Source organism: Acidobacteriota bacterium (genome assembly GCA_028875575.1).
Taxonomy (GTDB): domain Bacteria; phylum Acidobacteriota; class Terriglobia; order Versatilivoradales; family Versatilivoraceae; genus Versatilivorator.
In genome coordinates this window covers 32,446-51,022 of the sequence record JAPPDF010000097.1, presented here as the reverse complement: position 1 = coordinate 51,022, position 18,577 = coordinate 32,446, and the positions used below count along the sequence as shown (strand labels likewise).

Here is an 18,577-nt window from a genome sequence, read left to right as displayed (position 1 = left end):
CCGCTCTCTTTGTGTTTTTGTGCCTTTTGTGGCCATTCCCGACAAAGATTCCGCCGCCGAATTTTGCAACCGGCTCCACCCGATTGATCCGCACGGCATGAAAGGGGACCGGCTTACCCGGCGTGCAATGCATCACGTCACCTTGGTTTTCTTATATGTAAAGGCATGTTTAACTTAAGTAAGGAATCAGGTGTTCTCCATGGTTGAATCCGCCGTCACTTCAAAAGGGCAAACGACATTGCCAAAATCCGTGCGGCAGGCACTCGGTGTCAGGACCGGAGGTCGCGTACGTTATGTCATCCTGGACAATGAGGTCCGAATCTTGCCCGTGCGGTCCATCGGGCGACTCTTTGCAGCATTGAGACATGACGGCCCTCACCGCACGCCGGAGGACATGGAACAGGCTGTTGCCGAGGGAGCCTGCGAGTAGGACCCGGCTTCGCAATGGTAGACTTTGGGTTTGAAGCACAATCAGTTGTCCGTACTCCCCAATCAAAAATCCGAAATCAACAATTCCCCTCGTGCCCCTTCGTGGATATCTCTTTTCCCTTAATCGCGTGTCGGTCCGAGTCTCCGCCTCGCTAGTCCATCCAACCAGGAGGTTCATCTTATGGCTCCCTCTATCAAGGTTCTCTTGCTTGCCACGCCCCCTCCCGACTTCTGGGAGCAGGAGGCAATGAAGTTGATTGCCCCCCGTCACCAGGTTGTCCGATTCGACCCCAAACAGGACCCGGCGCCACAATTGCAGGGAGTAGACGCGGTGTTGGACATAGGCGGTCCCACGGACAAGCGGCCGTTGGCCGACCTCCTGGCCGGTTCGGTCAAGTTGTGGCAGCTGGTCAGCACAGGATTCGACAACTTCGACGTGGACTACTGGCGTGAGAGGCGGATCCCGGTCGCCAACACCCCCGGCGGTTCCAGCGCCGTCTCCCTGGCCGAATGCGCCCTGATGCTCATGATCATGGTGTCCCGCCGCTGGCCGGAATCCCAGGCTCTTCTCCGGGACCGGGTGGTGGGCAGACCCAAGGGGCTGGACCTGGAAAACCGGCGTCTGGGCCTGGTGGGCTTCGGCGCCAGCGCCATCGAGCTGGCGCGGCGGGCCAAGAGCTTTTCCATGAAGATTTCGGCCATTGACATCCGGTCCATCTCCCGGGAGGAACAGGAGGAGTTTGGAGTCGATTTCGTGGGCGCACCCGACCAACTGGACGAGATGATCGCTCACAGCGACTACCTTTCGCTGCACCTCCACCTCAATCGGGAAACCCGGCATACCATCGACGGGCGCCGGCTCCGGCTGATGAAGCCCACCGCCTACCTCATCAACGTGGCTCGAGGTGCCCTGGTGGACCAGGAAGCCCTCTATGCGGCCCTGATCGAAAAACAGTTGGCCGGGGCCGGCCTGGACGTCTTCGCCGAGGAGCCCGTCGATCCGGATTCCCCGCTGGTTCAACTCCCCAACGTGGTGGCGGCGCCCCACATTGCCGGCCAGACCCAGGAGACGGCCGAGCGGCGAGCCGCCATGGCCGCTGAAAACCTGGACCGGGTGGCCCGCGGACTCGATCCGATCTACCGCATCGACCTGTAAATTGCCGAGGGATGGCGCCGAATGACGGGGCGGGAGAATAGTCGGGCAACCACAAGGGTTGCCCCTACCGTTCGATATCCGGCCAGGGGTGGCGGGAGGGATCGATGAGGCGGCTGGGAGCGAAGTAGGCGGGGGGATAGTCGTCGGGCTCGTCGTCCAGGCCCAGGATGCGGTTGACGATACAGCGGCCGCCGTTGAAGGACACCCCGCTGCCGGAGCCGGCCATTCCGCCGATGATGTGTCGGCGCTTCCCATCCAGCAGTCCGACGATGGGATATTCATCCGGCGTATAGCTCACGGTGCCGCTCCATTCGTTGGCCATGCGGAGCCGAAAGGGACCGAATTGCTTCTTCATCTCCGCCGCCACGAACCGGGTGAGAAAACGTGAGGGCTGGTTGCGGCCCGCCTCCTGATCGGGGACACGGGGACCGCCCGAACCGAAAAGGACCCGGCGGGCGTAACGTCCGGCGAAGTACCAGGAGCCGCTGATCCCCACGTGGGGCTTCATGTTTTCGGGCCCGCCGTCGCCGCTGGCTGCCTGCTGCTGCATGGGCAGGATGCAGTCGTGCAGCAGCGGATAGATCCTGGGAGTGTAGGACTCGGTGGCGTAGACCAGGTGGCGGGTCCACAGGGAGCCTCGGGTAGTGGACACGCGATAGAGCTCTCCCTCGTCCTCGACCCCTGTCACACGCGTTCGGGTCATCAGTTCCACGCTCGGCTTTCCGAGCGCGGCTCCCAGCAGACACCAGACCCACTTGGCCGGGTGCCAGGAAGCCGCCGCCCGCGAAAACCCGGACGGATGATCCACCCGCATGCCGCTGCGCTCCAGGACCTCCTCGGGACCGATGGAAGTCCAGTCGGTGAAACCGGTTTCGACCGCCATCTTCACCGATGCCTCCAGCCCCTCCTGACCCAGGGCATCCTGGCCCTGAACCCAGCCCGAACGGGAATAGTCGCAGTCGAAGCCCTCGCTCCGGATGGTCTTCTCGATCATTTCGGCGTTGCGGTAGGCCCCTACACAATAGACCCGGGCGAATTGACGGGCCAGGCGCTGCCGCTGGTCCCGTTCCAGATCGGGACGCAGGCTCGGCAATCTTTCCAGCACGGTGTCGTATACATACTTGAAGTAGCGGCCCATCACCACCAGCCCCTCGTTGCGTCCCGAGCTGCCGCTGGCGGGATCATCCATCTCCAGCACCAGCAGACGGCGGTCGTCCGGAGCCCTGCGGGCCCAGTGGTAGGCCACGGCTGCACCGGTGAAGCCGGCGCCGATCACCACCGTGTCCACCTCCTGCGGCAGTCGGGCCGAAGGGTCGCTTTCCCAGGGGTGATTGGCCAGGGGGTTGGCGTCGATCAACCACATGGGGGTCCTGGAAATCCTGCCTTCGATGACCAGATCCCGGTTGGCGTCCGGGATCGTGACCCACATCTGGCGCCAGGCCCACCAGACCAGCTTTGCCCACCTGACGACAAGGGAGTGGCCGGCAAATTGGGCGTCGGCGTAGATCCTGGCTGTCTGCAGATCGGCCGGACGCAGACCGAACAGCAGCTCCAGGGCAACACGCAGACGTGTGCCCAAAGGCACGGCTGCCTGCGAATGGGAGCGGGTGGTTGAGGTTGTTTCGGACATTGGGCGAAATTCTACCAATGGCTCGTGCCGGGCACAAGCCCGGCTGACGCCCACGGATAACTGCTGCCGCCGCTTCGCGGCTCCGCTGGATTCCCTGGGATGACGCCCGGGTTCAGCCCCAGTGCCTTGCGATCAGCGGGTCCAGGAATGCCTTGCTTTCGGAAAGGACCTTGCGGTAGTCCCTGGAATAGCCCCAGGCAAAGGCCTCGTACTCCATGGCGATGTAACCGTGGTAGCCGGCTCGAGCCATGGCGCCCAGCAAGCCGTCGAAGTCCACCTCCCCCTGGCCCAGTGGCGGAAAGACGATGTTCTCCGGATCGCCCGCCGCATCCTTGGCATGCATGTGAACCACGCGGTCCTTCAGGGTGTTGAACACCGTGACCGGCGAGTCTCCCCGAATGTGGTAGTGGGCGCAATCGAACAGGGCCTGCAATCCTTCCAGACCACTGGTGTTCAGCAGCTTCCGCATGGTCTTGAGGTTGTAGATCAGGGACCCCGCCGGACTGCCGGCTTCGATGGCCAGGGCAACGCCCAGGCGTTGGGCGGTCGGCAGCACCTGGCGCAGGACCTCGACGGACCAATCGAAGAACCACTGCTCATATCCGTAGGCATTCTTCCCTCCCCCGGCGGTGACCACGATGGGAGCCCCCAGGTCGGCTGCCATTTGGACGGAACCTTCCAGAAACCGGGCGTTGGCGGCCCTCTCCGCCGGATCTCGGGCACAGAGGTTGGTGTGGGCATTGAGGGCGGCGATGGCGATTCCGGCCTCTTCGGCCCGTTTTCGCACCTGCTCCCGCTTGCCGGACCCGTCTTCGGGGCTGAGGTGGGGGGTGGGTATGGGAACGAAGGGAGGTGCGATTTCCAGGCAGATGTCAATGGCCGCGTAGCCGTGCTCGGCCAGCACGTCCATAGCCTGCTCCACCGGCAGGTCGCTCAGCAGGTTGGAGTTGCAACTGATGCCCTTCATTGGTGGCTCCCTGACCGGCGGTCGATGTTCCCACGGCCGCGCCGGAACCCGAGCGCTTACAGGCCCACGATTCTGCGGGCTTCCTCCGGCGAGGCGACCTCCCTGCCGATTTCCGCGGCGATGCGCACGGCCTTTTCCACCAGCTCGGCGTTTGTCTTGGCATAGACCCCGGCCTCCAGGTAGGGACAGTCTTCCATGCCGATGCGCACGTGCCCTCCCACGGCAATGGTGTGAGCCACCATCGACCAGTACACCGGCGGCTCCATGCAGCTCATGCTCCAGTTGGCGTGGGGGGGAAGGTTGTCCACCATGTACTGCAAGGCCCGAATGGTGGGAGGAGTCCAGCTCTGGCCGTCCCAGCCGAAGAAGAGCGTGAGCCACAGGGGATCGGCCAGCAGGCCGGGTTCCTGCTCCCGCACCCCTTCGTCGGTCCAGAAATCGCCCGATCGAATCTTGCCGATAGCCCAGAAGGCGCCCGTGCTGAAGCATTCGATCTCCAGCTTGACGCCCCGCTCCTTGGCCAGGTGCGCGTACTCCCGCAGCTCGTTGATGGGATGGACGGAGTAGACGCTGAAGGGCGGATATTCCGGATCGGGCTGGAAATACTCGTCGTGGGAGTTGAAGTTGATGGAGCTCATGTCGGGCCGCAGGGTCTCCCAGAGCTCCAGCTTCTGTTCCAGGCGCATGCTGGCCATTCCAAACTGCATGATGGGATTGAACCTGGCGCGAATCCGCTCGGAGATGTCCCGCCAGCCTTCCATGTCCGGGATGGACAACTTGCGCCCGTCCGGTTGAATGACGGGATCGTGGGTGTAGGCGCCATGGGTGTGCACGATGGCGGCGCCGGCATCCAGGGCGCGCAGGTACTCCTCGGCCACGCCCCTGGCATCGGTGCAAGGCGTCAGGTAGGGATTGCGGGGATAGGACCCGGTGGAATCGGTGGTCACCGTAATGACGAGCTTGTCCATGGCAGTTCCTCATGAGGCCCCGCGGGAACAACCCTGGCGGGGAGAACAGGCTGCTCACTATACTGATTCCGGCTTTCGCTCGTAAACCGGATAGTTCCAGCCCGCGGGCAGGGTGGCCACCCAGCGCGGGGATGACCGGGCGAACGGGACCAACCGGGCAACCACAAGGGTTGCCCCTACGGGGCAGGCCGGGATAGCCGTGCGGACGGGCGAGGTCCGGGGTTTCCCCCGGCCGACCCCTGTGCGATAATTCCCGGTCTCCAAACGTTACCGGGAAAAGGGGAAGAGATGAACCAGAGCAGCCTGCGAGCGGGCTTGGCGCTATTGACGATTGCAGTCGCTTTACTCGGATGCGGTCCAGTGAAAGACCCGGAGCAGGAACGGATCGACCGGGCCGTGGCCGCCATCGACGACGCCGCCGCCAAGGCGGCCCGGGATCCCACCCGCCCGGTATACCACTATCGCCCGCCCGCCCTGTGGATGAACGATGTCTGCGGCGGCTTCCACTACCGGGGCTACTACCACGTTTTCTTCCAACAGGGTCCGTTGTCGGACGGCCACAACCGAGGGCGCGGCATCGGCTGGGGACATACCAGGAGCCGCGACCTGGTGAGTTGGGAGCACTTGCGTCCCGTTCTGATGCCGCCGGAAGGCGCAAGGCTGGAAGCCTCCGGCAGCGCCTTCATCCGAAAGGACGGCAGTCCTATCCTGTTCTTCGCCCATACGCCCATGGATCTCTCCAAGAACAAGCGCGAACAGTGGGCGGCCGAGCCGCTCGATGAGGACCTCATGGTCTGGCGCAGGTTCGATATCGGCCTGGCGGCAGGAAAGAGTGGGATCCCCGAGGACGTCAAGGCCAACTGGGCAGACATGTTCGTATTTCAGGTGGGAGACGGCGTCTTCGCCACTTTCAAGGAAACCGAGGGGCTGATCTGCAAGGCGAAAAACGATCGACTCACCGCCTGGGAAGCGGTGGGCAAGGTCGAGGGGGTCGATGGCGAATGCCCCAATCTCTTTTCGCTGGACGGCCGCCAGGTGGTGATCCGCTCCACCTATCCCATCAGCTATCTGATCGGCGACTTCGATCCGGACGCCATCGCCCTGGACCTCAAGACCCCGCCTCGCGTTCTGGACTACGGCTATGGCGGCGAAGAGATGCCGACACCCCTGCACCGGGGTGTCTACGGCACCACGGTGTTCACCGATCAGGCCGGTCGCACCATCCTGCTGGGATGGGTGAGCGGCTTCAAACCCGATCGTGGCTGGAACGGCTGCATGTCGCTGCCCCGCCTGCTGAGCCTGGACCAGGATGATCGTCTCATCCAGACCCCGGCGCCGGAACTGGAACGACTGCGGGGAAAACATCTGAAGCTGGAGAGTCTGAGCCTGGCCGACGAGTTGAAAGTCGTTGAGGGCGCCGCCGGGGATGCGCTGGAGATCAAGGCCGAATTCGTCCCGGGAGATGCCGGCGCTTTCGGCCTGAAGGTTCGTTGCAGCCGGGATGGGCAGAACGGCATTTCATTGCGTTACAGCGATGGGACTTTGAACGTGGCGGGAACCGAGGTGCCGCTGGAGGTCGGTTCCAGGACTCTCAAGGTGCACCTGTTTCTCGACAAGTCCGTCCTGGAAGTGTTTATCGACGAAGGACGCACCGCGGTTACGCGGGTCAACTACGCGCCGGCGGAGGATCTCGGTATCGCTGTTTTTGCCGAGAACGGCGCCGCCGTGCTGAAATCGCTGGACGTGTGGTCCATGAACTCCATCTGGTGATTTTTTTGAAGTTTGAAGTGTGAAGTTTGAAGTTTGAAGGAGGAAGGGTGAAGCGTAGAGGGTGAAGCGTGGAGGGTGCAGGGTTTTTGGATCGATGCGTCCAGCGTCTTGTTTGTCTCGGCGCAGTCGATCAGATAGCGCAAACGGGGCATTAGGCGCTTGCCCGACCTTGTCTTGGCTATAGGGATAAAGGTAAAATTGATTTTCCTTTTCCGGCTTGGATCAGTCGTTGGATGAATCGATCGTCGATCCCCGTGAACCAGAAGAAGTGACCGTGTCGGCAAGCATTCCTATCCGAAAGTCCACGGGCTTGGCCCTCTTGCTGCTGGGGGGACTCCTCTCGACAGCCTCCCGGTCTGCGGCCGCCGGTGCCGATGCCCTGCAACCCCCGGTTCTCAAGCCTGCCGAGGTCGAATTCTTCGAATCCAAGATCCGCCCGCTGCTGGTTGATCGCTGCTACGCCTGCCATTCAGCCGAGCCCGCTCCCATGGGGGGATTGCGCCTGGACACCCGAGAGGGATGGGTAACCGGGGGAAGCCGAGGTCCCGCCATTGTCCCCGGCAACCCCGCCGGAAGTCTGCTGATCCAGGCCGTCAACTACAAGGATCCCCAGTTGTCCATGCCGCCCGAGGGAACCCTGCCACCGGAGGAGATCGAGCTGCTGGAGCAGTGGGTGGGGGTCGGCGCCCCCGACCCCAGAAGCGACGCTTCCGGAGTCGCGCCGGTCCAGGACTCCATCGACCTGGAGGAGGGGCGCAGGTTCTGGTCGTTTCAGCCCCTGGCTCAACCGGCGCTTCCCGCCGTGCAGGACGGTGACTGGGTCCGTTCTTCCCTTGACCGCTTCGTGCTGGCCCGACTGGAAGAGAAGGGACTCAAGACGGTGGGACCGGCCGACCGGCGCACCTGGCTTCGCCGGGTCACCCTGGATCTGATCGGTCTGCCACCCTCCCCGGAAGAGGTCGAGGCCTTCCTGGCGGATACTTCACCCCAGGCTTTTGAGACCGTGGTCGACCGCCTGCTGGCCTCTCCCCACTACGGGGAGCGCTGGGCCCGCTACTGGCTGGACCTGGCCCGCTACGCCGAAGAACAGCGCGCCAACAACCATAGCCGCAAGGAACTGCCTTACGCCTACAAGTATCGGGATTGGGTCGTGGGAGCCTTGAATCGGGACCTGGGCTATGACCGGTTCATCATGCAGCAGATCGCCGGGGACCTGATGAGCGGTGTGGGCATGGAAGGGTGGAGCGCCCTGGGTTTCCTTTCCCTGGGTCCCATCTACGAATCCGATGGCGGTGGAAAGGAGAGCAAGCTGCGCCACCGCTACGACACCATGGATGACAAGATCGACACCATGTCTCGGGCCGTTCTGGGCTTGACGGTCTCCTGCGCCCGTTGCCACGACCACAAGTTCGATCCCATCCCCACCGAGGACTACTACTCCCTGGCGGGCGTTTTCTTCAACACCGAGTACGTGTCCCGCAAGTGGACGGTGCCCTCCAAGGTGTCCGATCGCTACGAGTACCTGGAAGCGGTCCTCAAGGACAAGAAGAAATGCGTCGAAGAGGCCAAGACCAAGAAGATCTTCTTCCAGGACGACGAGGTCGACGCCATGAAGGAGCAACAGAAGGTCGTCGACGCTCTGACTGCCAAGCTGGAAGCCTTCAAGGAGACGCTGCCCCCTGAGCCGACCCATGTCCACAGCGTCACCGAGGGTGGCTCGGAGGACATCCCGGTGGCCATCAGGGGAGATCCGGTGCATCCGGGCAAGATGGTGCCCCGCCGATTCCTGCGCGTCATCGCCGGGGACCGGCCGGCTCCCTTCACTCAAGGCAGCGGCCGGCTGGAGCTGGCCCGGACCATCGTCAGCGAGAACAATCCGCTGACGGCCCGGGTCATGGTCAACCGCATCTGGCAGCACCACTTCGGTCAGGGCCTGGTTCGCACGCCCAGCAACTTCGGATTCATGGGAGAGCCTCCCACCCACCCGCTGCTGCTGGACTGGCTGGCCGGCCGCTTTATCGACTCCGGCTGGTCCATGAAGCGCCTGCACCGGGAGATCCTGCTGTCTGCCACCTACCGCCAGAGCAGCACTTTCAACCGCGGCAATTTCGAGGTGGACGGGGAAAACCGCTGGCTCTGGCGCATGAATCCCAGGCGGCTGGACGTGGAGGCCTGGCGGGACGGACTGCTGGCGGCCGCCGGCGAGCAGGATCTGCAGATCGGAGGCCCTTCGGTCGAGAACATTCTCGGCAGCCGTCGGCGAACACTCTACGCCTCCGTCCACCGGGACATGCGCTCGGCCTCCGACCAGTTCCTGCGCCTGTTCGACTTTCCCAGCGCCTGGCTCTCCCGCAGCCAGAGAACCGTCTCCACCGTGCCTCAGCAGCAGCTCTTTCTGATGAACAGTCCCTTCATGGTGGCTCGAGCCCAAGCCCTGGCCCGGCGCCTCTCCGTGGTGGAGGAAAACGGCAAGCGCATCGATGAGGCCTTCCGCCTGGTGTTCTCGCGGCCCCCATCGGAAACGGAACGGAGATTGGCGCAGGAATTCCTGCAGGAAGACCCGGGAGTGGACCCGCCCAAGCGGCTGACCCGCTGGGAACAGTACGCCCAGGTGCTGCTGAGCTCAAACGAATTGATGCACGTGCGCTGAGAGGGACCGAATACCAACTCATATGGATGGGATAGCCAACCCCGCAAGCGTTGCGGCGTTGGAGCACACCGGCGGGGGCCTGGGCAAGAGAATAACGACCCAGGCGCAGCTGGAGGAAGTCGTCGAATCGGTGCAACGGCAGGCACGCGTTGCGGTGGATCTGGAGTCCAACAACTTCCACCGCTACCCCGAACGGGTGTGCCTGGTACAGCTTGCAACCCTTGACGCCGTATACATCATCGATCCGCTCTCGATCGAGGACATCACACCTCTCGGGGAGTTCCTGGCCAACGCCGCCGTCGAGAAGGTTTTCCACTCTGCCAACTCCGACCTGCGGCTCCTGGATCGTGATTGGAAATTCACCGTAAGCGGCCTGTTCGACACCAGTATGGCCGCCGCCTTCGTGGGATCCGAAAAGCTCGGCCTGGCAGCGGTCCTCACGGAATATCTGGGCATCGAGATCGACAAGAACAAGAAGTTGCAGCGGGCCGACTGGTCTCGCAGGCCGCTTACGGGAGCCCTGCTTCGGTACGCGGCCCTGGATGTGCTTCACCTCGACCGGCTTGCGACACTCCTGTACGAGGAGTTGGACAGGCTTGGCAGAACGGAGTGGGTAAGGGAGGAATGCCAGCGGCTTGAGGGCATTCGCTATGTGGCGCCGGACGCCGAGTGGAAATTCCTCTCGGTCAAGGGCAGTCGAGACCTCGACGGACGGGGATTGGCGGTCCTGCGATCGCTCCACGCCTTTCGCGAGACAGAAGCGCTGCGGTGTGATCGGCCGCCGTTCAGAATCTTTTCCGACGCGGCCATGGTGGAGCTGGCGGCCAGCCCCTACTCCGATCCTGCCCGTGTCAAGGGCCTAGGAAGATACGGAGACGGCCGTTTATCCCTGGGAGTGCGCCAAGCCATCCAAGAAGGGATCAGGACGGGCCCCGTCCAGCGCCCGCGGAAGCGCAGGGCGGGGTTCAGGGAGAATCGAACCCGGCTGCGTCTCCTGAAAGAGTGGCGGGCCGGAGAAGCGAGTCGCCTCAGGCTCTCTTCATTTCTGCTCTGGCCAACCGCCAGCCTGGCGCGTCTCTCCACCACCTGGACGGATGGGCTCGACGACGAGATGAAAAGCAAGGATGTTCGCCGATGGCAGCGTCAGGAACTTGGAGAAGCACTATGGACTTTCGTACACCGTTGTCCCGCCGGGAACTGCTGAGCCGGGTCGGCACGGGAATCGGTTCCCTGGGACTGGCAGCCGTAATGGACCAGGCCGGATGGCTCGGCTCCGACACCCTGCAGGCCTCGGAAGCGCGGCTCGGCAGCTCCCTGCTTCCCAAGGCCCCTCACTTCGCACCCCGGGCCAAGCGGGTGATTCACCTGCTGATGAACGGCGGCGTCTCTCACGTGGACACCTTCGACCACAAGCCCCTGCTGGAGAAATACCACGGCCAACGCCCGGCAGCCGTGGACATCAAGACCCTGCGCAAGACCGAGGGCTTGATGAAGTCGCCCTTCGAGTTCCAACGCCATGGCCAGTCCGGCCGCTGGGTCAGCGAACTCTTTCCCCACGTGGCCCAGAGCATCGACGACCTCTGCATCATCCACTCCATGCATACCGACCTTCCCGAGCACGTGGCCGGGCTCTTGATGATGAACACGGGGGCGGTTCAACCCAACCGGCCCAGCCTGGGCGCCTGGCTGGGATACGGTTTGGGCACGGAAAACCAGAACCTGCCCTCCTTCATCTCCCTGTGTCACAAGGGACGCCACCGTCCCGGTGAGCCTGGCTGGAACAGCAGCTTCCTGCCGGGCATCTACTCGGGCACCTTCGTGGACACCGGGAACCTGGACCCCAGCAAGGTCGTCCCCGACCTGCGCAACCCCTACCTGTCCCGTGCCGAGCAGCAGCGGCAGGTCGACCTGCTGGCCCGCATGAACCGCTTGAACCTGGAGCAGGTGGAACGGGACCAGGCCCTGGAGGCCAGGATTCAGTCCTTCGAGCTGGCCTATCGAATGCAGACGGCCGCCCCCGAGGCCTTCGACCTCAGCCGGGAGACTCAAGCCACCCGCGATCTCTACGGGATCACCGATGAACCCACCTACAGCACCATCGGCGGACGCCCCTTCGGAGGCTTCGCCGAGGGATGCCTGCTGGCCCGCCGGCTCTCGGAACGGGGGGTCCGGGTGGTGCAACTGGCCTTTGCCCCCGACATCGCCTGGGACGACCATGGCGACATCCTGTGGCATCGACCCAAGGCCAAGGACTGCGACCAGGCCATCGCGGCCCTGCTCAAGGACCTGAAGGCCCGGGGTCTGCTGGAGGAGACCCTGGTGCTCTGGGCCGGCGAGTTCGGCCGCACCCCCACCGCCGATCCCAGCACCAAGAGGCCGGGGCGGGACCACAACCACTACGGCTTCACCGTGTGGATGGCCGGAGGAGGCGTCAAGGCAGGGATGACCTACGGCGCCACCGACGATTTCGGCATGCGGGCCGTCCACGACCGGGTGCATGTCCACGACCTGCACGCCACCATCCTGCACCTGATGGGCCTGGACCACGAACGGCTCACCTACCGCTACTCCGGCCGCGACTTCCGCCTCACCGACGTCCACGGAAGGATCCTCCACGAGATCCTGGCCTAGCCTGGGCACAACCATCACGGGATTCACGGACAAGTCCCGCCTCCGCCCTGCCGGGCAAATCATTCGAGGAAGAAACTGACGACGCTTGTCGAAGACGAACCACGACTTACCTGAAACAAACGCTGGCGCCTAGTGGCTGGAAACCGGTTCAAAGTCGAGCATGGGCAAATTTTTTATTCACATCGATGCACAGGATATACAGGATTTTTTTCAGGAAACGGCTAGCTCTTCATGCCGGGAATCCGCAAAACCGCACCGGATCATCGCCTGAGCTGGCCTCTCGTGCTGGAAGCTCTTGTCCCGTTAATCCTGTGCATCCTGTGCATCGATGTTCAATTAGGTGGAAAACCATGCTAACGGAACAGGACCCTTTTCCCCGAAAGGCTATGAAGATTCGTTGTTTCACTCTCGTATGATCTGCCCGGCAGGGCAGGGGTGGTACTTGTCTGGAACGCCCCTGTTTCGCCCCCTATGAGCTGCCTCGTCGTATGGGACGGCGGCGCAACCAGGTGAAAAGTGAAAAGTGGTCAGCGGTTAGTGGATGGTTCATTGATCGACACGTTCAGCAACTGGAACAAACCGGTTTCACTCTCGTATGATCCGCACGTCCGGGCGGGGGGCCGCTAATCACAAAGACCGATGGACCTCCTTGGCCGCGATGACGTCAGGGGACGAAGCCCACCCGGGAGCGCCTCCTCCCATCACTCTTGCTATTCAAGGGGGCACGCGCCGGCTTTCCGGCCCGCAGCCCTGCCGATGCGGCAGAGCCGTCACGCTTGGTGGCCCTTCGTCGTTCTTCGTGTCGCTTCGTGGACCACTCTTTTTTCGTTTGTCTCAGGTCAGGGAAACGGGGACACTGTTGAATGGCTGGAAATGCCGGGCGGGACGATTCCGAATTGCCTTGGATATGGCCGAAAGTGCTTGATACCCTTAGTGTGACAGGGTCGGTAGCGAATGCGGGCTAGACGCCGGAACAAGGTTACTCCGGCAAGTCAACAACACCCACTTACCCTCACAGATGAGACACCCACTCCTTCAACAGTCGTTGTCCCGCCGGGAACTACTGAGCCGGGTCGGCACGGGAATCGGTTCCCTGGGACTGGCAGCCGTAATGGACCAGGCCGGATGGCTCGGCTCCGACACCCTGCAGGCCTCGGAAGCGCGGCTCGGCAGCTCCCTGCTTCCCAAGGCCCCTCACTTCGCACCCCGGGCCAAGCGGGTGATTCACCTGCTGATGAACGGCGGCGTCTCTCACGTGGACACCTTCGACCACAAGCCCCTGCTGGAGAAATACCACGGCCAACGCCCGGCAGCCGTGGACATCAAGACCCTGCGCAAGACCGAGGGCTTGATGAAGTCGCCCTTCGAGTTCCAACGCCATGGCCAGTCCGGCCGCTGGGTCAGCGAACTCTTTCCCCACGTGGCCCAGAGCATCGACGACCTCTGCATCATCCACTCCATGCATACCGACCTTCCCGAGCACGTGGCCGGACTCTTGATGATGACCACCGGGGCGATTCAACCCAACCGGCCCAGCATTGGGGCCTGGCTGGGATACGGCCTGGGCACGGAAAACCAGAACCTGCCCGCCTTTATTTCCATCTGTCACAAGGGCCGGCACCGCCCCGGAGAGCCCGCCTGGAACAGCAGCTTCCTGCCGGGCATCTACTCGGGCACCTTTGTCGACACCGAGAACCTGGACCCCAGCAAGGTCGTCCCCGACCTGCGCAACCCCTACCTGTCGCGCGCCGAGCAGCAGCGGCAGGTCGACCTGCTGGCCCGCATGAACCGCTTGAACCTGGAGCAGGTGGAACGGGACCAGGCCCTGGAGGCCAGGATTCAGTCCTTCGAGCTGGCCTATCGAATGCAGACGGCCGCCCCCGAGGCCTTCGACCTCAGCCGGGAGACTCAAGCCACCCGCGATCTCTACGGGATCACCGATGAACCCACCTACAGCACCATCGGCGGACGCCCCTTCGGAGGCTTCGCCGAGGGATGCCTGCTGGCCCGCCGGCTCTCGGAACGGGGGGTCCGGGTGGTGCAACTGGCCTTTGCCCCCGACATCGCCTGGGACGACCATGGCGACATCCTGTGGCATCGACCCAAGGCCAAGGACTGCGACCAGGCCATCGCGGCCCTGCTCAAGGACCTGAAGGCCCGGGGTCTGCTGGAGGAGACCCTGGTGCTCTGGGCCGGCGAGTTCGGCCGCACCCCCACCGCCGATCCCAGCACCAAGAGGCCGGGGCGGGACCACAACCACTACGGCTTCACCGTGTGGATGGCCGGAGGAGGCGTCAAGGCAGGGATGACCTACGGCGCCACCGACGATTTCGGCATGCGGGCCGTCCACGACCGGGTGCATGTCCACGACCTGCACGCCACCATCCTGCACCTGATGGGCCTGGACCACGAACGGCTCACCTACCGCTACTCGGGCCGCGACTTCCGCCTCACCGACGTCCACGGACGAATCCTCCACGAGATCCTGGCTTAGCCTGGAGAGAAAGTTTGGGGAGGTTGTTGAATTGTTGGAAATACTTTACTCGGCCTCAAGGCCATGACCGACGACAGGGGAGCTAGGAGTTGCAGTCTGGCGCATTCGACATGGATGCGAACATGGCAGAGTAGCCCACATATCGATATTCCTCCAGACACAATCAGTGCCTTCTGCAAACGCTGGGGAGTGAAGGAGTCGTCGCTATTCGGCTCCGTGCTATGCGACGACTTCGGCCCCGACAGCGACGTTGACGTGTTAGTCCGATTCGAATCCGAGCGTACTCCCGGGCTCCTTGGTATCATCCGAATGGAACGGGAGCTGAGCGAGTTGTTCGGCCGGCAAGTCGATCTTGTCACTCGGGGAGCAATCGACAACAGTAGAAACTATATCCGCCGAAAGGCCATTCTCGACTCCGCGCGGGTGGTCTAGGCCGCGTGATGACACGGCATACCTATTGGACATGCTGGTTGCCGCGCAGGACGCCGTGTCTTTCGCTGAAGGCATGTCGTACGCCGAATTTCTCAGGGACCGGCGGACTCAACTCTCCATTCTGAAGTCGGTGGAGATCGTTGGCGAGGCTGCCGCACGTTGAAGCGAAAACACCAGGAAAGCGCATCGGTCAATCCCGTGGCCGGAGATCATCGGCATGCGCAATCGCCTCGTTCATGTCTATTTCGACATAGATCTGCCGCTTGTTTGGGACACGGTGCGCAACCACCTTCCGGTTCTAATCACCCAATTGGAGCCACTGGTTCCACCCGAGGCCAGATAGTGCCGCCCCCAAGCATCGACCTCTGACTTCAACCCGACCAGATCTTTCTTGCTATCGCTTTAACTCACTGCCAAGTACTTGATTATAAGGAGGACGTTCGTGATGAAACGTACCATGCTCGGTCGAATAAGATCGCTTCGGCTCCTCACACTGTTATTGATTCCCCTCACAGGGGCCGCCCAGACTCTCATCAGCTATCCGGGGCCTCTGACTTGCGCGGATCAGTCCGTCGCAGCCAGGGCTGTCCGGACACCGAAGGATGCCGAGGTCTTCATTCAGTGCGCCTACGAGTATGTCCAGGAGATGGGCTTTGAAGAGGCACAGCGCGCCTTCCATGAGGACGAGCGTTGGAAGAGCGGCTCCACCTATGTCTTCGTCGCCGAACTCACACCGGTGCCGGGGGCGTCCCGCGCGTTCGTTCAGCCGCCCGACCCGTCCATGGAAGGGAGGCCGTGGGGGTTTCTGATGGACGACTTCGGCAACGACCTCATGTCGGAATTCCATCGTATCGGGTCGAACTTCGGCGGGGGGTGGATCTACTACGCCTTTACCAACCCGGTAACGGGGGAGACTGAGCCGAAGGCTTCCTATTTCAAGAAGATCGACTGGGAGGGCATCCCGGCCGCGATCGGGGCGGGGATCTACCGGCGCGACCTGCCCGGCACCTGCCGGAGCGAGGAGGTCAACGCCGCCATGCTCGACGCCGACCCTTCCGAGGCGCGGCTGCAGGAGTTTGTCCGCTGCGCCGCCATGGAGCTGGATACGAAGGGGTATTTCGCCTCGGTCAGCCTGGCCAACGATCCCCGTTGGCGTAGCGGCTCCATATACCTGTTCGGCCTGGACACCTACGGCTATACCTTCTTCAGCGGCTCCCCGGCAAATCCCATCATCGGGTCCGAGTTGTCCTCCATTTACATCGACAGCTTTATGGGCCGTAACGTTCTGGCGGCCGCCGATGCCTTCGGCGAGACCTTCCTCTACTACTCCAACCACAATCCGGCCACCAACCGGTGGCAGCGCAAGGTGACCTTGGTCAAGAGGGTCACCTCCTTCGGAGTGCCGGTGCTCATCGGCGCCGGCTATTACCTGGACTGAAACAGGGTGAGTGCGGGCGGGGGAGCGCCGCCAGCAGGGCGCACTGCTGCGCCCGGCCGGTTGGAACCGCCGGCAAGACAATCTCAGATCAGCTCGGAGATGGGTTGACCGGTGAGGTCGTCGAAGGAATTGGCGATCTTGATGGGACGTCCGACGGGGGTCATGTACTCCTTGTGCCAGTCGATCCCCATGGCCTTGTAGACGGTGGCGAACAGGTCCCCGATGCTGATGGGCCGCTCCACGATCACGGCTCCCTGCTCGTCGCTCTTCCCCACCACCTGGCCCGTCTGCAGGCCCCCGCCACCCAGGACCAAAGACCAGCAGCCCGGCCAGTGATCCCGGCCAAAATCGGGATTGATGTGGGGGGTTCGACCGAACTCGCCCATGGCCACCACCAGGGTGGACTCGTAGAGCCCGCGCTGGCTGAGGTCATCCAGAAGCGCCGACAGCGCCCGGTCCAAGGGTGGGGTCAGGCGGTCGCGGTGTCCCTTGTCGTTGGCCCGGTGGGTGTCCCAGGAGTTCCCGTGATAGCCGGCCGCGGTCACGAAACGGGTTCCGGCCTCCACCAGGCGCCGGGCCAGCAACAGGCTCTGGCCCACCGAATCCAGTCCGTAGGCCTCCCGGGTCTGGGTCGATTCCTTGGAGAGATCGAAGGCGGCTCCCACGCTCGGAGTCAGGATCATGTCCCAGGCCTTCTCCAGGAAGGCATCCATCCGCGAATGCTCCAGGCTCTCCACCCGATGGCGGTAGAGCCGGTCCACCGCCTGGAGAAAGGATCGGCGGTTGTCCACCACCGCCGGCATGAGCGACTTGGGCAGGCTCAGATTCGGGACCTGGTAGTCGTCCTTGGAGGGATCGGGAATAGTCATGGGAGCATAGTCCGGTCCCAGAAAGGCCGACTTGAAGTAATCCTGGTACTGGGTGCTCTTTTCCCAACGAGGCGCAATCACGTAGGGAGGCATATTGTTCCGCGGCCCCAGTTCCTTGGCCACGATCGCCCCCAGGGCCGGGAACTGCATGGCGGGGTTGTGCAGGTGTCCGGTGGCGGAGTAGTGCACCGCCTGGGGATGGTCGTTGCCGAAGGACTTGATGGAGCGGACGATGGCCAGCTTGTCCATCCGCTTGGCCAGACGGGGAAGAAGCTCCGAAATCTGAATGCCGGCCACATTGGTGGGAATGGGTCGAAAGGAGCTGTTGGGCTTGGGATCCCAGGTGTCCACCTGGCTGGGACCGCCGTCCAGCCACACCAGAATGCAGGCCTTGGCTTTCCCGGGGTTGGGGCGGGCAGAATCGGCCAGGGCCGCTTCCAGCCGCAGGGCCTGGCTCAGGTGGATGCCCAGAAATCCCAGGGACCCGACACCGATAAACTCCCGCCGGTTCCACTGCTCCCGGGTGGCAGATAAACAGCCCATTTTTTTCAGCATGGCGTTATGTCATCAGGCTTCAATATGGACGACCTCTCCGCGCTTCGGATCGTTCAGAGCTCGGAGCACTTTTGGAACCAACGGCTGAAGATATTCTATGTTATTTCTTCTCGTGATGAGTACGAATATTGGGATGTCCTTTTCGGTTATATTTTGCTGATATTCCAGTTTTCGGTCCAGTGTAATGAACGCATCGAACTTATCCCTGGCCAACGCCAGAAGTTCTCCATTGCTCTTTCCACTCCATCCCATCTCCCTGACAGTCTGAACGTTATGTCCAGCGAATGACCTTTTTAGCCGCCTCGGCACCTGTTCGTCGAGCAACAGTCTCATATGCGACGCTCTCCAACACCTCACTAGCCATATCAAGCACCCTTACCGCCTGCTCGCGGGTCACGCCTGGAAAATCATGCAGAAACACGTCCAGATTGTGCCCTCCCGCCAGATAGTCAAACAGGTTCTTGAGGGGCACACGGGTCCCGACAAAAATCGGCGTGCCGCTCACGAAGCCTTTCTTGCTGTGAAATACACCTTCCATGGACGCAGGAATTGTTTTGCTGGCTGGTGTCATGGGATCCTCCAGTAACG

The 18,577-nt window shown here is 62.6% G+C and carries 16 protein-coding genes and 1 pseudogene; 11 read left to right on the top strand and 6 right to left on the bottom strand.

Features of this window, described 5'->3' with window-relative positions; all coding sequences use genetic code 11:
* The first annotated feature begins 199 nt into the window (after positions 1-199).
* A complete protein-coding gene (locus OXI69_16440) occupies positions 200-430 on the top strand; it encodes an AbrB/MazE/SpoVT family DNA-binding domain-containing protein (GenBank protein ID MDE2667732.1) in 231 nt (76 codons plus the stop codon).
* Positions 431-610: 180 nt separating this feature from the next.
* Complete coding sequence (locus OXI69_16435; GenBank protein MDE2667731.1) at positions 611-1,585, top strand: D-glycerate dehydrogenase; 975 nt, start codon at positions 611-613, stop codon at positions 1,583-1,585.
* A gap of 64 nt (positions 1,586-1,649) precedes the next feature.
* Here OXI69_16435 and OXI69_16430 read toward each other — a convergent pair whose 3' ends face one another.
* The 3 genes from OXI69_16430 to OXI69_16420 form a co-directional block, all read right to left on the bottom strand.
* Positions 1,650-3,215, bottom strand: a complete 1,566-nt coding sequence (locus OXI69_16430; GenBank protein MDE2667730.1) for an FAD-binding oxidoreductase — start codon at positions 3,213-3,215, stop codon at positions 1,650-1,652.
* A gap of 112 nt (positions 3,216-3,327) precedes the next feature.
* Positions 3,328-4,182, bottom strand: coding sequence for a sugar phosphate isomerase/epimerase (locus tag OXI69_16425; protein ID MDE2667729.1), 855 nt, complete (start codon positions 4,180-4,182; stop codon positions 3,328-3,330).
* A gap of 56 nt (positions 4,183-4,238) precedes the next feature.
* Positions 4,239-5,150 (bottom strand): 3-keto-5-aminohexanoate cleavage protein, encoded by a 912-nt coding sequence (locus OXI69_16420; GenBank protein MDE2667728.1) that lies wholly within the window; start codon positions 5,148-5,150, stop codon positions 4,239-4,241.
* Between the two features lie 360 nt (positions 5,151-5,510).
* Between OXI69_16420 and OXI69_16415 the strand changes: the two genes are divergently transcribed.
* The 9 genes and pseudogenes from OXI69_16415 (at position 5,511) to OXI69_16375 (ending at position 16,565) form a co-directional block, all read left to right on the top strand.
* Complete coding sequence (locus tag OXI69_16415; GenBank protein MDE2667727.1) at positions 5,511-6,920, top strand: GH32 C-terminal domain-containing protein; 1,410 nt, start codon at positions 5,511-5,513, stop codon at positions 6,918-6,920.
* A 274-nt stretch (positions 6,921-7,194) separates the two neighbouring features.
* Positions 7,195-9,570, top strand: coding sequence for a PSD1 and planctomycete cytochrome C domain-containing protein (locus OXI69_16410; protein MDE2667726.1), 2,376 nt, complete (start codon positions 7,195-7,197; stop codon positions 9,568-9,570).
* A 22-nt stretch (positions 9,571-9,592) separates the two neighbouring features.
* The gene (locus OXI69_16405) at positions 9,593-10,774 is read left to right on the top strand and encodes an HRDC domain-containing protein (protein ID MDE2667725.1); all 1,182 of its coding nucleotides are present in this window, start codon (positions 9,593-9,595) and stop codon (positions 10,772-10,774) included.
* Positions 10,735-12,201, top strand: a complete 1,467-nt coding sequence (locus tag OXI69_16400) for a DUF1501 domain-containing protein (protein ID MDE2667724.1) — start codon at positions 10,735-10,737, stop codon at positions 12,199-12,201. The genes OXI69_16405 and OXI69_16400 overlap by 40 nt, the downstream gene beginning before the upstream one ends.
* A gap of 1,018 nt (positions 12,202-13,219) precedes the next feature.
* Positions 13,220-14,695, top strand: coding sequence for a DUF1501 domain-containing protein (locus OXI69_16395; GenBank protein ID MDE2667723.1), 1,476 nt, complete (start codon positions 13,220-13,222; stop codon positions 14,693-14,695).
* A 114-nt stretch (positions 14,696-14,809) separates the two neighbouring features.
* The gene (locus OXI69_16390; GenBank protein ID MDE2667722.1) at positions 14,810-15,127 is read left to right on the top strand and encodes a nucleotidyltransferase family protein; all 318 of its coding nucleotides are present in this window, start codon (positions 14,810-14,812) and stop codon (positions 15,125-15,127) included.
* A 31-nt stretch (positions 15,128-15,158) separates the two neighbouring features.
* Positions 15,159-15,290, top strand: coding sequence for a hypothetical protein (locus tag OXI69_16385; protein MDE2667721.1), 132 nt, complete (start codon positions 15,159-15,161; stop codon positions 15,288-15,290).
* Positions 15,291-15,308: 18 nt separating this feature from the next.
* Positions 15,309-15,470: pseudogene (locus OXI69_16380) on the top strand (DUF86 domain-containing protein).
* A 102-nt stretch (positions 15,471-15,572) separates the two neighbouring features.
* The gene (locus tag OXI69_16375) at positions 15,573-16,565 is read left to right on the top strand and encodes a cache domain-containing protein (protein ID MDE2667720.1); all 993 of its coding nucleotides are present in this window, start codon (positions 15,573-15,575) and stop codon (positions 16,563-16,565) included.
* An 83-nt stretch (positions 16,566-16,648) separates the two neighbouring features.
* Here the strand turns inward: OXI69_16375 and OXI69_16370 are convergent, their stop codons facing one another.
* From OXI69_16370 to OXI69_16360, 3 genes are read right to left on the bottom strand one after another with little or no spacing between them, the layout of a single operon-like run.
* Positions 16,649-17,989: a DUF1501 domain-containing protein gene (locus OXI69_16370; GenBank protein ID MDE2667719.1), complete on the bottom strand. Its 1,341-nt coding sequence runs from the start codon at positions 17,987-17,989 to the stop codon at positions 16,649-16,651.
* Between the two features lie 12 nt (positions 17,990-18,001).
* Positions 18,002-18,322, bottom strand: a complete 321-nt coding sequence (locus OXI69_16365; protein ID MDE2667718.1) for a DUF5615 family PIN-like protein — start codon at positions 18,320-18,322, stop codon at positions 18,002-18,004.
* Positions 18,261-18,527 (bottom strand): DUF433 domain-containing protein, encoded by a 267-nt coding sequence (locus tag OXI69_16360; protein ID MDE2667717.1) that lies wholly within the window; start codon positions 18,525-18,527, stop codon positions 18,261-18,263. Before OXI69_16360 ends, OXI69_16365 begins: the two co-directional genes overlap by 62 nt.
* Between the last annotated feature and the right edge of the window lie 50 nt (positions 18,528-18,577).

Coding starts and splice junctions, on each gene's coding strand:
- OXI69_16435 (MDE2667731.1), top strand. CDS start 611: ATGGCTCCCTCTATCAAGGTTCTCTTGCTTGCCACGCCCCCTCCCGAC.
- OXI69_16405 (MDE2667725.1), top strand. CDS start 9,593: ATGGATGGGATAGCCAACCCCGCAAGCGTTGCGGCGTTGGAGCACACC.
- OXI69_16395 (MDE2667723.1), top strand. CDS start 13,220: ATGAGACACCCACTCCTTCAACAGTCGTTGTCCCGCCGGGAACTACTG.
- OXI69_16360 (MDE2667717.1), bottom strand. CDS start 18,527: ATGGAAGGTGTATTTCACAGCAAGAAAGGCTTCGTGAGCGGCACGCCG.
- OXI69_16385 (MDE2667721.1), top strand. CDS start 15,159: ATGCTGGTTGCCGCGCAGGACGCCGTGTCTTTCGCTGAAGGCATGTCG.
- OXI69_16425 (MDE2667729.1), bottom strand. CDS start 4,182: ATGAAGGGCATCAGTTGCAACTCCAACCTGCTGAGCGACCTGCCGGTG.
- OXI69_16370 (MDE2667719.1), bottom strand. CDS start 17,989: ATGCTGAAAAAAATGGGCTGTTTATCTGCCACCCGGGAGCAGTGGAAC.
- OXI69_16390 (MDE2667722.1), top strand. CDS start 14,810: ATGCGAACATGGCAGAGTAGCCCACATATCGATATTCCTCCAGACACA.
- OXI69_16430 (MDE2667730.1), bottom strand. CDS start 3,215: ATGTCCGAAACAACCTCAACCACCCGCTCCCATTCGCAGGCAGCCGTG.
- OXI69_16375 (MDE2667720.1), top strand. CDS start 15,573: ATGAAACGTACCATGCTCGGTCGAATAAGATCGCTTCGGCTCCTCACA.
- OXI69_16420 (MDE2667728.1), bottom strand. CDS start 5,150: ATGGACAAGCTCGTCATTACGGTGACCACCGATTCCACCGGGTCCTAT.
- OXI69_16365 (MDE2667718.1), bottom strand. CDS start 18,322: ATGAGACTGTTGCTCGACGAACAGGTGCCGAGGCGGCTAAAAAGGTCA.
- OXI69_16440 (MDE2667732.1), top strand. CDS start 200: ATGGTTGAATCCGCCGTCACTTCAAAAGGGCAAACGACATTGCCAAAA.
- OXI69_16400 (MDE2667724.1), top strand. CDS start 10,735: ATGGACTTTCGTACACCGTTGTCCCGCCGGGAACTGCTGAGCCGGGTC.